Source organism: Lentilactobacillus sp. TOM.63 (genome assembly GCF_030361045.1).
GTDB lineage: Bacteria > Bacillota > Bacilli > Lactobacillales > Lactobacillaceae > Lentilactobacillus > Lentilactobacillus dabitei.
Map to the genome: position 1 here is coordinate 45889 of NZ_JAUCAP010000009.1, position 15671 is coordinate 61559.

General features: G+C 40.8%; 13 protein-coding genes, 1 pseudogene and 1 riboswitch. Of the genes and pseudogenes, 11 read left to right on the forward strand and 3 right to left on the reverse strand.

Annotated elements, in window-relative coordinates:
- Nucleotides 1–10: 10 nt before the first annotated feature.
- Nucleotides 11–781 carry an acetoin reductase gene (locus QUF07_RS03115; RefSeq protein ID WP_289426767.1) on the reverse strand — a complete coding sequence of 257 codons (771 nt, stop codon included), beginning with the start codon at nt 779–781 and terminating at the stop codon, nt 11–13.
- Between the two features lie 469 nt (nt 782–1250).
- Here QUF07_RS03115 and QUF07_RS03120 point away from each other — a divergent pair, with 469 nt between their 5' ends.
- A complete protein-coding gene (locus tag QUF07_RS03120) occupies nt 1251–3779 on the forward strand; it encodes an excinuclease ABC subunit UvrA (protein WP_289426768.1) in 2529 nt (842 codons plus the stop codon).
- Nucleotides 3780–4059: 280 nt separating this feature from the next.
- On the opposite strand, the gene QUF07_RS03125 is transcribed toward QUF07_RS03120, so the two are convergent.
- Together QUF07_RS03125 and QUF07_RS03130 are read right to left on the reverse strand one after the other, a co-directional pair.
- On the reverse strand, nt 4060–4854 hold the full coding sequence (locus QUF07_RS03125; RefSeq protein WP_289426769.1) for a helix-turn-helix domain-containing protein: 795 nt from the start codon (nt 4852–4854) through the stop codon (nt 4060–4062).
- A 33-nt stretch (nt 4855–4887) separates the two neighbouring features.
- Nucleotides 4888–5448, reverse strand: coding sequence for a cob(I)yrinic acid a,c-diamide adenosyltransferase (locus QUF07_RS03130; protein ID WP_289426770.1), 561 nt, complete (start codon nt 5446–5448; stop codon nt 4888–4890).
- Nucleotides 5449–5679: 231 nt separating this feature from the next.
- A riboswitch (adenosylcobalamin (AdoCbl) riboswitch) is annotated at nt 5680–5823 on the forward strand.
- 267 nt (nt 5824–6090) lie between these two features.
- Here QUF07_RS03130 and QUF07_RS03135 point away from each other — a divergent pair.
- The 10 genes and pseudogenes from QUF07_RS03135 to QUF07_RS03180 all read left to right on the forward strand — a co-directional run.
- On the forward strand, nt 6091–7230 hold the full coding sequence (locus tag QUF07_RS03135; RefSeq protein ID WP_289426771.1) for a 1-propanol dehydrogenase PduQ: 1140 nt from the start codon (nt 6091–6093) through the stop codon (nt 7228–7230).
- 148 nt (nt 7231–7378) lie between these two features.
- Complete coding sequence (locus tag QUF07_RS03140; protein ID WP_217341527.1) at nt 7379–7954, forward strand: ANTAR domain-containing response regulator; 576 nt, start codon at nt 7379–7381, stop codon at nt 7952–7954.
- The gene (locus tag QUF07_RS03145; RefSeq protein WP_289426772.1) at nt 7947–9386 is read left to right on the forward strand and encodes a histidine kinase N-terminal domain-containing protein; all 1440 of its coding nucleotides are present in this window, start codon (nt 7947–7949) and stop codon (nt 9384–9386) included. Before QUF07_RS03140 ends, QUF07_RS03145 begins: the two co-directional genes overlap by 8 nt.
- 114 nt (nt 9387–9500) lie before the next feature.
- Complete coding sequence (eutA, locus tag QUF07_RS03150) at nt 9501–10934, forward strand: ethanolamine ammonia-lyase reactivating factor EutA (RefSeq protein WP_217341529.1); 1434 nt, start codon at nt 9501–9503, stop codon at nt 10932–10934.
- A gap of 31 nt (nt 10935–10965) precedes the next feature.
- The gene (locus QUF07_RS03155) at nt 10966–12330 is read left to right on the forward strand and encodes an ethanolamine ammonia-lyase subunit EutB (protein ID WP_217341530.1); all 1365 of its coding nucleotides are present in this window, start codon (nt 10966–10968) and stop codon (nt 12328–12330) included.
- 17 nt (nt 12331–12347) lie between these two features.
- Nucleotides 12348–13280 (forward strand): ethanolamine ammonia-lyase subunit EutC, encoded by a 933-nt coding sequence (eutC, locus tag QUF07_RS03160; protein WP_217341531.1) that lies wholly within the window; start codon nt 12348–12350, stop codon nt 13278–13280.
- Between the two features lie 35 nt (nt 13281–13315).
- Entirely contained in the window at nt 13316–13966 is a 651-nt protein-coding gene (eutL, locus tag QUF07_RS03165; RefSeq protein WP_289426773.1) for an ethanolamine utilization microcompartment protein EutL, read from the forward strand.
- Between the two features lie 14 nt (nt 13967–13980).
- Nucleotides 13981–14586, forward strand: coding sequence for a BMC domain-containing protein (locus QUF07_RS03170; RefSeq protein ID WP_217341533.1), 606 nt, complete (start codon nt 13981–13983; stop codon nt 14584–14586).
- The gene (locus QUF07_RS03175; protein WP_289426774.1) at nt 14583–15011 is read left to right on the forward strand and encodes an aldehyde dehydrogenase family protein; all 429 of its coding nucleotides are present in this window, start codon (nt 14583–14585) and stop codon (nt 15009–15011) included. Before QUF07_RS03170 ends, QUF07_RS03175 begins: the two co-directional genes overlap by 4 nt.
- A 94-nt stretch (nt 15012–15105) precedes the next feature.
- Nucleotides 15106–15671, forward strand: a pseudogene (locus tag QUF07_RS03180) (IS30-like element ISLpl1 family transposase); the annotation flags it as partial.

The following is a 15671-nucleotide window of genomic DNA, read 5'->3' on the forward strand; positions in this document are numbered from 1 at the left end:
AGAGTTTATTTTATTGATATCTCATACCGCCATCGACCAGCAAGGACTGGCCGGTGATATAGGCAGCGTGCTTCGAAACAAACCAGGAAACGACTTCGGCAACATCTGCCGGCGTCGCCTCTCTACCCAGGGAAATTTCCGAAAGGCAGTTGGCCCGTTGCTGTTCGACGGTGATGCCATTAATTTCGGCACTTCGCTTGTCGATACCGTCTCGAAGTGGGGTGCGGACAATTCCCGGGTCATATGCATTGACAGTGATCTGGTATTCTGCCAATTCTTTGGACGCGGATTGGGTGATACCACGGATACCAAATTTTGAGGCTGAGTAAGCGCTTTGCAGGGCAGAGGCTTCAACGCCGGCAAGTGAGGCGGCGTTGACAATCCGACCACCGTGGCCTTGCTTGATAAACTGTTCTGCAGCTGCTTGAACACCCCAGTAGGTTCCTTTCAGATTAACATCTAATAGGCGTTCGACGTCATTGGGGTGCGAGTTGACAAATGAATCGATAAAAGCCACGCCAGCGTTATTGATAAAAACAGCTAATTCACCGAAATCTTTGACGGCCGTTTTAACCAGGTCGAATACTTCATCTCGGTGGGCGACGTCAACGTAGTAGGCTTTTGCCTTGAAGCCCGCATCCTTTAAATCTTTGACAACTTTCTTGGCCGTCCGCTGATTAATGTCAGCCACGGCAACTGCGTAACCGTCTTTCGCCAACCGGTGAGCAATTCCTTCACCAATTCCTTGTCCTGCACCTGTCACAATTGCCAACTTTGTCATCTTAACCACTCCTTAATTTTTTGAATAAAAAAAGCACTTCTGTAAATAAATACAGAAGCGCTTGATCGCGATGCTATCCTGAGTTCACTTAATCAGTTACCTAAAAAAGTCTCTTCAACCATCTCATGTAAGAAATGGTGTGTCCCTTAACGAAGACCACTCCGTCTGCCGTTTTCGAGGATGCCGATCGCGTCAGCCAATCATCGGCCATTTTCATTCCCGCACAAAGATCGACTTTCATCAACTGCCGACTCTCTGAACAATGCTTGGTAATTACTTTCCGAATCAAATTGTTTAGATAACATTATTAAAATCAAATGAGATAACACTGATAAAACTAACAGGTTCATTTCGGTTTGTCAACTCATTTTGGAAAATCAAAATGATGTGGAATCTTTGGCGAGAATTAAATTCTAGTGATAACCTAGATTATAACAATATCCAAATGAATTTTCGAAAGGAGTCCAATATGTCATATCAATCTCAACCAACTCAAATCGAAGTCATTGGCGGCAACGTTAATAACCTTAAAAAAATCTCGGTCAACATTCCGTTACATCGATTTGTTGCGATCTCCGGCTTGTCGGGATCAGGAAAATCGTCACTGGCGATGGGAATCCTCTATTCTGAAGGGGCTCGCCGTTACCTTGATTCCTTGGCAACGTACACTCGTCGGCGGATCAGTCAAGTTGGCCGGGCAAATGTCAAAGAAGTCCGCCATATTCCGTCTGCACTCGCACTGCGGCAACGGCCAACTGTCCCAGGTGCTCGGTCGACAGTTGGAACCATGACCGAAATTTTCAATGTCTTGCGGTTGATTTACTCCCGATTAGGCTCACCAAAGTGTCCCAATGGCCATCAAGTACCACCAACAATCAAGATTGCCGAGGCAATGGATAAACAAGACGACACGATGGGCGTCATCACTTGCCCGACTTGTGGCGTTAAATTTCATGCTTTTAGCGCGGAAGATTTTGCCTTTAATTCCGATGGTGCCTGCAAGAATTGTCAGGGGCTGGGGATCACCAAACAGCTTGACCCTGACCGGCTGATTGGTGATGAAACGAAAACCATTAAGGATGGGGCAGTTGCCGCATGGCGAACCCCTGGGCGTAACTTCATGCCAATTGTGGCTCAAGCAGCTGGGGTTCGAATCGACGTTCCCTATAATCAGTTGACCGATAAGGAACGGGAAATGGTTTTGCATGGTGGCCAGAAGCATTATGCGATCGACATTCCCAGCAAAAACGGCCGCGTCTTTCATATGGATAACGCACTATACGAAAATGCCTATAATGCCATCGAAGATAGTATGCGAACAACTAAAAGTGATGTTGCTTTGAAGCGGTTGAATCGATTTTACCGGTTCTTCACGTGCCCGGTTTGTCACGGGACGCGAATTAACCCTGACCGACTCAATCAGCTGGTAGCTGGCAAGAATATTGCTGAAGCAAGTAAAATGCCATTGAGCGACCTGCCAAATTTCGTGAACCAAATTAAGACTTGGCTGCCGGCGGATATGCAAAAATTGGCGAATAATCTGACTACCGAGTTACTTAATCAAGTTCAACCACTGTTGGATCTGGGCCTCGATTACCTAACGATGGATCGGGCCGGTGCCAGTCTTTCAACCGGTGAACTGCAACGGATTCAGTTGGGGCGGACATTGCGGACCCAGACCACTGGCGTCCTTTATGTATTGGATGAGCCCTCGGTTGGGTTGCATCCGGATAACGTGGCGGGGTTGATCAAAATCTTTCATCAATTAATCGATCAGGGTAATTCGCTGGTTGTCGTCGATCACGAAACGGCGATTATTGATGCCGCCGACTGGATCATTGAAATTGGTCCTGGTTCCGGCGCCAATGGTGGGACTGTGATTGATCAAGGAACGCCAAAACAAATTCATCACAGTCAACAGTCGCTGGTTCGGCCGTTTTTGACTGGTGAGGGCAAATTGGTAACCCGCCAAATTGTGAGAGATGATGTATTTGTCAAGGGCAGCGTTTCTTTGACGATTACGCACAAGTTCAATTTAAACAATGTGACTGCGCAGTTCCCTGTCAATCGCCTCATTGCCATCACTGGTTTTTCTGGTGCTGGTAAGACAACCTTGGTCCTTGATGGGTTACTGGATGCCTTTCAAGCAAAGTTCCATCACCGGTCAATGCCGGATTACATTTCGAAGTTTGAGTCTGCAAAATTAAAACACATTGTCAGTGTGGATGCGACGCCAGTCGGGAAAAATGCTCGGTCAACTGTGGCTACCTATACGAATATTATGGATAATTTGCGAAAACTGTACGCAGGCTTGCCAGCTGCCAAAAAGGCCGGCTACTCTGCCAGCTATTTTTCATATAACAATAAGCAGGGTGCTTGCCCAACCTGTGGGGGTACCGGCGAGATTTCGCTGGATATTCAATATCTGCCGGATATGGTTGAGGTTTGTCCAACCTGCCACGGGAAACGGTTCAATAACAAAGTCCTTGCGGTGAAGTGGCAGGGAATGTCAATTGCAGATGTCTTGGATTACGATATTGATCACGCAATTGCGCTGTTTAAGGATAATTCTTCGGTGGCTCAGACCCTGAATGTGCTGCAACAGATGGGATTAGGATATCTTCATTTAGGTGAGGCCACTCCAAGCTTATCCGGTGGGGAAGCCCAGCGTTTGAAGCTGACTTCTCACATGAAACGCAGCCAGAATGATACGTTATTTATCTTTGATGAGCCGACGGTGGGATTGCACCCACTGGATGTGCGAGTATTGCTAAGGGTATTCTCTCAACTAATCGATCAAGGCGCCACGGTGTTGATGATCACCCACGATCTGGACTTAATGGCCAACGCGGATTACATGATTGACATGGGTCCCCGCGGTGGTGATCAAGGTGGCAAAATTGTGGCGAAGGGCCAGCCACAGGAATTGATTAAAAATCCTCAGAGTTTGACGACCAGGTATCTGAGGACGCAGTTTGAGAAGTATGAACAACATTAATCAACCTCATGGATCTATTTATAAAGTAAAGGTGATATTGTGGGAATGTTTAGATTAAGAGATTAGGATGAAAGGCGATTTGATCCCAGAATTTAAGTGAAAAAAAGTAATGCATTCCAAAATCAGAATGCATTACTTTTTTTGCTTGAATGGCGAGGATCAGCCGTTTGGCGCAGCTTTTATCTAAGTGGCTACGGTGATCTAAGTGAATGATTACGGATTAAAATTAATATATGTCCCGGTCTCATCGAAACTGTTTTTTTATTATTTATGCTCTGAACTAGGCTTTGTCTGCTAATTGGTTCATTTGCCGGTACTGAAGAGGGGATAAACCGGTATGATTTTTAAAAACTCTTGAAAAATAGCTTGTTCTGACAAAGCCAAGTTCTTCAGAAATTTCACGAATGGAATTGTTTGTGGTCAAAAGCTGATTACAAGCATTTTTAATTCGCAGATTAGTAATATATTCTGTAATATTTATGTGAAATCTTTTTTTAAATTCCGTAGTAATGTAAGTGGGAGCAAGGTTGACTTTATCTGAGATGGCTTGAAGTGATAAACTACGATTGATATTATTGTTGACAAATTTAATGACGACATCAATTGTTTGTTCTGAATTATTAAACCGAGAATTCGTTTCTAGTCTTTGAAAAGAAGTGTTTGTGGTAGAAAAGAAATTGGGGAGATTATTAATTTCCCCAATATCATGAATAAATAATGGTTTCAAAATGGAGAGGTCAATTTCATCATGGTGGTTAAAATAGTTGACAAATGTTTGTCGGATAAATTCAATTCGTTTTGATGATACATTGGTTGAGTTGCTGATAATAAACCCAATGACTGAATTACCGTCTGAAATTGGTATTAAACAAAATACATCATTTTCCGTGAATGAAATGTGATCCGTAAGGGAGAGCTTGCTGCTGTAAGCGTTACCTCCGCTTAAGAATACTCCCTCGGTAAAATATAAGTACGTATCAATTAAACTTACCCTTGAGAATAGGTTTAAAAAGTTGGCAATTGAACGATATTTAGCAGTTGTCAAATTATTTATATTTATGACGTTGGTTTTCATGAAGATATCCTCCTAAATCATCTTAAAACGACTTTATTTAAAGACCTGGTTACCATGTTCATAAAATACTTCAGGGGTGTGTAGTCGATAATTGATGACTCTTGCGATTGCATAAAAATAATCAGACAGCCTATTGACAAATTTTAATAAATCAGCTGGGAGTTTTGTACTCCAATTTAATGTAACAATTTGCCTTTCTGCTCTTCTAGCGGTTGTTCGACACACTTGAAAAAGAGCTGACTGCTCGCTGCCACCAGGTAAAATGAATCTTTTAATAGCAGGCGGCTCATCTTGATATCTATCGATTAACTTTTCTAACCAACTTAAATTATCTGGCTCAAATCGCATGGCTTCTGGTGTTAAATCTGGATTGGCCAGGTCAGTACCCAAGTCAAATAAGCAGTGCTGTAGATGAAGAAGTTCTGCTTTGATTTCATTTTCATTTGAATCAAGTTTAGTAATAGAAAGGCCAATATAAGTATTTAGTTCATCAATAGTTCCATATGCCCAAACTCGATCGGAATCTTTACTGACAGTGCTACCATTGACCAATTTAGTCATACCTTTATCGCCAACTTTAGTATATAGTTGCATGTAAGTTCACTCCTTAGTACGCAAAGAAAGACGCCAAATAACCTGCTCAACCATGAGTAGATTATTTGGCGCCTTTGCCAAACATTTGTGATAAGTGTAACGCTTACATTTACATAATTCAAGCTTTAAATATTGCGAGTTCATGGAAGCTTTTTAATTATGATGAGATATTGGGTTGATTAGATAAATAATGTTGACTATATTATGTTAATTATGATATCGTTTGATTGTTGATTTGAATAAGTGCAACGGATAAATGGAAACCGGTGTAATTCCGGTACGGTCTCGCCACTGTAATTAGCGATATGCTATAAGTCAGATCTTTTTATTTGTTGCCCGCATCGCATTCTGTCTCGAGCCTAGATGGAGTGCTTTTCATATCAACAAATTATTGTACAAAGGCGTGCAATAACATAAACAACGGCGTTTATGGGAAGTCGCCAAATAGCGGCTTTTTTTGTTAAGAGAAATTGTTGACATTCATAAATGTAAGCGCTATACTTCATTCGTAAATAAAAATAATACTATTACAATGGCGTACTAAAAAAGCAATGACGCTTTGGGATACCTAGATCATAGGTGTCCCGAAGCGTCGTTTTGTTTTTATTTATAAACTAAATGTTTATAAAGGAGGTTTGCTGATTGGAAAAAATACAGTTTAAAACTCAGATCTGGACAGGTGATGGGTCCCTTGCTGGATTGAATAAGATTAATGATCAAAGAATCTTTGTTGTAACAGATCCATTCATGGTGAAATCAGGTAATTTGGATCAAATTACTGATCATCTGAAAAGTAACAACAAAATCGAAATCTTTTCAGACATTCATCCAGATCCATCAATTTCAACAATTGTTGAAGGTATTGAAGCACTTCAGAAATTCGGTGCTACATTGTTGGTAGCTGTTGGCGGTGGTTCGGCAATTGATGCAAGTAAAGGAATGAAATATTTTGCCAAACAGATGGCCAAGGATGATCAAACTTTGGATTTGATTGCTATTCCGACGACGAGTGGTACTGGCTCAGAAGTTACGAATTTTGCTGTCATTACCAATACCGATAAAGGGATTAAATATCCATTAGTGACGGATGACATTTTACCTAAAATTGCTTTGCTAGATCCGGAACTTGTTGCCTCGGCTCCACAAAACATTACGGTTGATACTGGGATGGATGTATTGACCCACTGCTTAGAGGCTTACGTTTCTACTGATGCAAACGATTTTTCGGATGCCCTCGCCGAAAAAGGGTTCCAAATGGTATTTAAGTACTTGGAGCGTGTCAGCAAAGATGGAAAAGATATGGAAGCCAGACAAAAGATGCATGATGCTTCTCGTATTGCCGGGATGGCATTTAACCTAGTTAATCTTGGGTTGAACCACGGGATTGCCCACGCTGCTGGTGCTCAATATCATATTGCCCATGGTCGGTTGAATACAATCCTGATGCCACAAATTATTGCTTTTAATTCAGAATTGGATAAAGGAATTATGGAACAACCTAATCGAGCCGCCACTAAGTATGCAAATTTGGCTCGCTTGATTGGAATTCCTGTTAATAATCCCAAAATTGCTGTAAAACGATTGATTACAACAATTGTTCAATTACGAAAGAGGCTTAAAATGCCAGCAAGTTTTGCCGAGTATGGACTGGATCGACAAAAGTTTGATGAAACGAAGAATGAAATTTCCGCTGCCGCTTTGAAAGATGGGACAACGGTCACTAATCCAAGAAAGCCGAGCCAAGAACAAGTTTTGGATATACTAGAAAAAAGTTATTCCTAATTGACGCCATTGTACTAAATGCTTTATACTTTAAAAGGATTTACGAAGGTTTGTTTTAATTCGCTTTGCTCAATTGTTAACAATTGGATTCCAAGATATTGCGTTGTTGTACATTTAGAAATTGGCGTTTCAATAAGGAGTGTTTACCATGAAAGAAAAAATAGCTATTGTAGATGATGAGCCAATCACAAGAATGGATATCCGGGACATAGTTGAACAAGCTGGATATGAAGTTGTTGGTGAAGGTGGGGATGGTTTCGAAGCTATCGACATTTGCCAACAGGAAAAACCGGATGTTGTGATTATGGATATTAGGATGCCTTTGCTTGATGGATTAAAGGCTGGGAGAAAGATTTTGGATGAACAGTTGGCAGAGTCAATTGTCTACCTTTCTGCATATAGCGATGAGGAGGACACCTCTACTGCAAGTCAAATTGGTGCAATCGGGTATCTCGTGAAACCGCTATCAGAGCGCTCCTTGCTCACTACAATACAAGTTGGACTTGCATATGGTAAACGTTCCAACAAATTGAATGAAAAGGTTCAACAACTCCATACGAAATTAGAGCAAAGAAAGATTATTGAACGGGCAAAAGGAATTCTAATGCAGGAGAATCATTTGTCAGAAGATGCTGCTTATCAAATGCTACGTAAATTAAGTATGAGTAAACGACGACCAATGAATGATATTGCCGAATTGATAGTGTCGATGCCTAATGAATAAACTAATAGAAATGTGTCGCGAATATACAAGTTTAAGCGAAAAAGATATTGGCCGATTAGTAACAGAGATCAAGTCAATTGAAAATAATCGAAATTTTGAAGATTTTGATGTCTTCATTGATGTTTTAAATGATTTCAACACTAATGCATTGGTTGTTTATCATAAGCTTCCCCAAAATGTGCCTTCCCTTTATCACGAAGTAGTTGTTGGCAAGGCTGCCTTGAGAGAAAACGAGCCTGGCGTATTCCATACATTTGGGACAAAGCTGAAATCAGTAAATTTGTTGGCAAAAACTCAAGAACAAAAGCTTATTCATCAAAAGATTTTTCCGATTCTGAATGGTGACAAAGTTATTGGGACAACGATTGTTGAGTCCGATGTTTCACATGATGTATTAAATGATTTTGAGGGTGAAAACGGAAAGACACGTTACAACGATATATCGGCCGCAATTCAAATGTTTGGGCGCTTAGATCGAAATGTTGCTGATCAGCTGGGTGATGCAATTTTGGGGTTTGATCAGAGTGGCAAATTGGTTCTTGCCAATCAGACTGCATTAGCTCTGTATAAAAAGGTTGGCTATATTGGAAACGTTATCGGTCAAACTTACGAAAACCTTTCTCTTGATGGCACGACTTTTGACCACGTGTATCAGCAACTACGACAAATGCCAGAGGCTAGTCAACCAATGATTACGAATTTTAATTATTTAAATTATTTTTTCCTGTCTAGAAAATTTTGGAATAAAAAAAGTAAGCAATTGGTTATCCTGATTCAGGACAGAACGGAGGTTAAAATTAAGGAAGCGGAGATTGTTTCAAAGTCAGTAATGCTTCGCGAAATTAATCATCGAGTAAAGAATAACTTGCAGTCTGTTATTTCTCTGTTACGAATTCAGCAACGTCGTCTGAAAAGTGCGGAGGCAAAAAAAGTTCTCAATGAAAGTGTTAGCCGAATTATGGCAATTGCATCGACCTATGAGTTGATGTCCAAACAACTTGGAGACGCGACAAATTTAAAAGAATCGATTCAGCTATTAATTTCTCACTTTGTTCAATTAAATGATCGAGCAGATCAACTGAACATTGAACTAGATGTTGATCCGTCAATTCAAATCGATAGTGATCAAGTTGTGACGGTTTCGATCATCATTAATGAACTCCTTCAAAATGTTGTTTCGCACGTTTTTTCAGCAAAGACTATTTCCACCGGCAGAGTCTTAATTGAAGGTCGAGAAGCCGATGGGATAATTACCATAAGAGTAAAAGATAACGGAATTGGATTTGATTTGAACCACACCCGTACTGGTAGTTTAGGGTTAACAATAATCCGTAGTTATGTTTCCGATAAGTTATTAGGTCGTTTGAAAATTGAATCATCACAAAAGGGAACGGACGTTAGTTTCTCATTTGATCAAAAAACGCAACACTGAAGTTGCGAAGGAGCAATGGAGCTCAAGATCAAACCTACGATTCTTCTAGAAGATGTCTTCTAGAAGTAATAGTGGCTTGATCTTGAGCTCCATTTTTTTGAAAGGAGGGGCGAAATGAAAGATGATCAAATTTTGAGCGTTGGAATTGATTTGGGAACATCAACTACGCAACTCGTATTATCTCGATTAACGATTAAAAATTTTGCATCAGCATTTTCAGTTCCAAGAATTAATATTTCAAAAAAAGAAGTTATATATAAAAGCGATATTATCTTTACGCCATTATCAACTCAAACTGAAATCGATGCAAATGCTATAAAGAGATTTGTTGCTAATCAGTATCAAAAAGCTGGAATTGACAAGCAGGATATTCAAATGGGAGCCGTCATTATAACAGGTGAAACTGCGAGAAAACAAAATTCGAGCGCAGTCACTCAAGCACTGAGCGGATATGCAGGTGACTTTGTTGTTGCAACGGCTGGACCTGATTTAGAAAGTATCATTGCAGGGAAAGGGGCTGGTACGAACCTGCTAGCTAAAGAACATCGAAAAAATATTGTCAATATGGATATTGGGGGTGGAACAAGTAACCTGGGGTTGTTCAGCGATGAAGACATTATTGATACCGCGTGCTTTGACGTTGGCGGACGACTTATAAAAGTTACACCTAAAGAACACAGAATTACCTATATTTCTCCTAAGGTAAAGGAATTAATCAGTTCTCTTGAATTAAATATCCAAGAAGAAATGATTGTAACTGCTGATGAGCTAAAGCCAATTATCAATTGTTTAGTTCAAGTGTTAGAAAATTCAATCGGCTTAGGAACCAAGAGCCCATACTTTGATACGTTCATCACCAATCATCCTCTTCATCCTGAAAATAGGATTGACGGCGTTACATTCTCAGGAGGTGTAGCCGATTGTTTGAATGAAACAATGCCTGCCGATGAGTTTCGATATGGGGATATTGGGTTGCTATTGGGAAGTGGCGTTCGCAATTCTCTCATTTTCAAAGAGAAAACAGTTTATCCATCGATTGAAACAATTAGGGCAACAGTTGTTGGTGCAGGATCTCATACAACTGACGTAACTGGTAGCACAATTGCTTATACAGACGGTATCCTGCCCTTACGGAATTTACCAATTCTCAAAATTGCTCAGAGTGATGAGCTACTAGAGTCTGAGGACCTATCAGAAAAAATAAGTGAAAAGATTAGCTGGTATCAGGTTGAAAACGAACTCAATAACGTGGCAATTGCATTAGTTGGGAAACATAGCCCATCATTCGATGATGTTCAGCGTTATGCTGCAGGGATTGTTAAAGGCGCTCAGGTATTGATAGCTAAACATGAGCCACTGATTATCATGATCCATGAAGATATGGCAAAGGCTTTAGGGCATAGTATGTTTGCGAGATTACCGGCGCATTACCCGTTTGTATGCATTGATAGTGTCAAAGTTGAAAATGGCGATTACATCGATATTGGAGAACCAATTGCTGGGGGAGAGGTATTGCCGGTTATCGTGAAGACTTTAGTTTTCGGTTAACAAATATTAAGTAGTAAAAGGAGGCAACAGAATGATTTTACAGACGAAGTTATTTGATCATTTGTATAGTTTTGGATCAGTAAAGGAAGTCCTGGCAAAAGCCAACGAGGTTAAATCAGGAGATGAGTTAGCTGGTGTAGCTGCGACAGACGCAACTGAACGAGTTGCTGCAAAAGTCGTGTTGAGTAATTTAACACTTCAAGACATATATAACAATCCAGTTGTTCCGTATGAAGATGATGAGGTTACTCGGATTATTATTGATGGTGTTAATAAGCGCATCTACGAAGAAATTAAGAATTGGACGGTTTCAGATTTCCGCGAATGGATTTTGGATGATAATACGCAAGATCACGAAATCAAACGAATTCGCCAAGGGATTACGTCTGAAATGGCGGCTGCAGTTACGAAACTAATGACAAATATGGATTTGGTTGTTGCAGCAAAGAAAATTGATGTTGAGAAGACTGCTAATACAACGATTGGTCGTCCAGGTACATTCTCTTCAAGACTTCAGACAAATCATCCAACTGACGATATTGACGGTATTATGGCCGGAGTGATGGAAGGATTGAGTATGGGCATTGGGGATGCAGTTATCGGCTTAAACCCTAATGATGACTCAGTAGATAATGTTGTTAAGATCCTGAACAAATTTGAAGAATTCCGGGCACAGTGGGATGTCCCAACACAATGTTCAGTTTTAGCGCATGTTACAACTCAAATGGAAGCTCTCAAGCGTGGGGCACCTGTTGGACTTTGTTTCCAATCTATTGCTGGTTCAGAAAAAGGGAACACAGCGTTCGGTATTACAGCAGATATGCTCAGTGAAGCTCGTGATCTAACGCTTCATCAGGGACAAGCTGCTGGACCTAATGTGATGTACTTTGAAACTGGTGAAGGATCTGAATTATCAGCAGAAGCAAACTTTGGCGCTGATGAGTTAACGATGGAATCACGTTGTTATGGATTCGCGAAGAAGTTTGATCCATATATTGTAAACACTGTGGTTGGATTCATTGGCCCTGAGTACTTATATAACTCAAAACAAGTTATTCGAGCAGGGCTAGAGGATCATTTCATGGGTAAATTACAAGGAATCTCAATGGGATGTGATGTTTGTTACACCAACCATATGAAAGCAGATCAAAATGATGCGGAAAACCTTGCAGTTCTTCTTGGTGCAGCCGGCTGTAACTACATTATGGGGGTTCCTCATGCTGATGATGTTATGTTGAACTATGAGTCAACTGGATATCAAGAAACCGCAACAATTCGTGAAATCTTTGGTTATCATCCAATTAAAGAATTTGAAGAATGGATGGAGAATATGGATCTCAGCCATAACGGCAAATTAACCGAACGTGCTGGTGATGCTTCGATTTTCTTAAACTAAGAAGAAGGTGATATGACATGAATGAAGAAGATTTGAAAACAATGATCGAAGGTATCTTAACAGATATGACTTCAGGTAAAGGTTCTTCAGAAAAGAAAGCAATTTCTAACACTCAGGGTAGCAACATCGCTTCTGGTACAACTGCTGGTTCTGTTGCATCGGGTGAAGTGTTGGATGACATTACGAAAATTGACTTACGTAAACAATTTCTAGTTCCTCATCCACACGATCGAGAGGGTTATCTAAAGATTAAATCATTTACTCCCGCTCGTTTGGGGATGTGGCGGGCAGGCTGTCGTTATAAAACCGCTTCAGTTCTTCGATTTAGAGCTGATCATGCTGCTGCTCAAGATGCCGTATTTAGTGATGTTGATCCGAATCTGCCTAAGGAAATGGGCTTCTTGGAAACTCAAACTACGTGTACGTCAAAGGACGAGTATTTAACTAGACCAGATTATGGGAGAAAATTCTCTGATGAAATGGTAGCTAAGATAAAAAATGGGGTGACACCAAACCCAAAAATTCAAATGATTGTCGGTGATGGCCTTAGTTCTGCAGCTATTGAGGCAAATGTGAAAGATATTATTCCAGCTATCCAACAAGGTCTAAAAGTATATAACCTTGGCTTTGAAACCAAAGATGTTATTTTTGTTAAATATGCTCGAGTTGGTGCGGAGGATCAGATTGGTGAGATTACCAATGCGGATGTTGTATGTATGCTGGTTGGCGAACGCCCTGGTCTGGTAACTGCTAAGTCTATGAGTGCTTACATTGCTTATAAGCCGAAGATCGGAATGCCGGAAGCTAATCGTACGGTTGTATCAAATATCCATGATGGTGGGTTGCCTGCCGTTGAAGCGGGTGCCTACATTGCGGAAATGTTGGACAAGATGTTACGACTCAAGAAGTCTGGTATTGACCTGAAAGCCGCAGAAAATGCAGGTAATTAATTGAATTCTTCTAAAATGAAAGGAGGAATCGCACATTGAAAGATGATTTCATTAAAGCAAATGTTTTAAGTACGAGGTTGATTCCCAACGTCGATGAAGCACTCGCAACATCATTAAATTTACCCAATCATATCAAAAGTCTTGGCCTCATAACATCAGATTGTGATGATGTGACATATGTTGCCCTGGATGAAGCAACCAAAACGGCTGATGTGGAAATTGTTTATGGGAAGAGTATGTATGCAGGTGCAGGAAATGCATCAACAAAATTGGCTGGAGAGGTTATCGGTATCCTCGGTGGACCAAATCCGGCAGAAGTTAGAAGTGGTCTTGATACTTGTGTTCAAGTTATTGAAGAGGAAGCTCACTTTGTGAGTGCGAATGATGACAGTATTGTTTACTTTGCTCATACAATTTCTCGAACTGGAAGTTATTTATCAAAAGTTGCAGGTGTTGCTGAGGGTGGCGCAATCGCCTACCTCATTGCACCACCACTTGAATCGATTTATGGCATTGATGCTGCTATGAAGGCGGCCGATGTAGATATGGGGGTACTCTATGGCCCACCTTCGGAAACCAACTTTGGTGGCGGATTGTTAATCGGAAGCCAATCAGCATGTAAGGCTGCCTGTGACGCCTTTGCAAACGCAGTTAAAGAAATCGCCGCAGTGCCAAAGGTGGATTAAGGATGTGACAAATTGTGGAAATTGAAAGTCTCGGAATGATTGAAGTGAGAGGCTTCTTGGGAGCTGTGGTTGCAGCCGATAGCGCGTTGAAGGCGGCGGAAGTGCGCTTGCAAGATCTCCACATCACTCGTGGAGGACTTGTGACGGTTCTGATGACTGGAGATGTTGCAGCTGTGAATGCCGGTGTTGATGCTGGAGTTTCAAGCATCGAACAATTTAATTGCTTGATCTCTAATCGAGTAATTGCTCGATTAGACCAGCAAGTGATTGGATTATCCCAGCCACCTACTCCTGAAAAGCTATCTCAAGCAAAGCCAACTATGAATGAGGCGCAAGCTAAGTTGATAGAAACGAATGAAAAGCCAGCGTCAATTAGAAAAAATGTAAGCGATACCAGTGATGATGCTGATGGGGCAACAAATACGAAAACACAATCCAAAGTAGATCCTAAGTGGGTAACTGATCCAAAAGCATTAGAACGGATGCGAGTTGTTGACTTAAGAAAACAAGCATATCGAATGGAGATCAAGACATTAACAAAGAAGCAAATTAAGATGGGCACAAAACGAGTATTAATCCAGGCCATCTTAAAAGATTTACAAAGGAGGGATAACATTTGAATTTAACAGATGAGGACCTAGCTTCAATCCAGGAAGTTAGAACGCTATTGCATCAAGCAACCCGCGCGCAAAAGATCTTTAGTCAGTTTTCACAAGAAAAGGTGAATGCAATTTGCCAAGCAATGGCAGACGCGGGTGTAGAAGCCAGCGAACGATTGGCTAAGATGGCACAAAAGGAAACGGGTTATGGTATCTGGCAGGATAAAGTATTAAAAAATATTTTCGGTTCAAAAACAGTTAATGAACGTTATCGTGATATGAAAACGGTAGGAATCTTATCAGAGGATCCAGAACATAAAATCATTGATATGGCTGTTCCAGTTGGTGTCATTGCTGGATTGATTCCATCAACCAACCCAACTTCATCCGTATTTTACAAATCAATTATCTCAGTAAAATCTGGGAATGCAATCGTTATATGGTAGATTGTAAAATTAATCCGAACGCTGTTCGGACAAAAAAGATCAGCTTCCTTTAAAATGGTGTTTACCACAAACCCATCTTTTAGGAGCTGATCTTTTGTCTAGTATAACCTATTCCGAACGAATTAAAATCGAAACCTTTTGTGAACTAGGACTGTCCAATATCCAAATGGGCGTTCGGCTGAACCGATCACCGTCAACAATTTCTTATGAATTATCTCGATGTCAACCTTATCAGGCTGAATTAGCACAAACAGATGCCGAATACAAGCGATCACGATGTGGTCGGAAAACTAAGCTGAGCGATGAGTTAAAGCAAAAAATTCTCAACCATTTACGTCTAAGCTGGTCACCAGGAATGATTGCTCACGAATTTAAACTAGCTACTAAATCTATTTATAATTGGCTAAATCAGGGGAGAATTGGTTTCTCCTTGAATGATCTACCTGAACATGGCGTACGCCAACGGCGTAACGTTGACCAACGATCCAAATATAATCAATCTTTGGGGCGATCAATTGAACAGCGTCCCATGATGATTAATCAACGTAATCGCATCGGCGATTTTGAACTAGATACAGTCGTTGGTCCTCGTGGGCATAGTAAGGCAGTTTTATTAACTTTAATCGATCGAAAATCACGGTTCCTTTGGGCATACCGGTT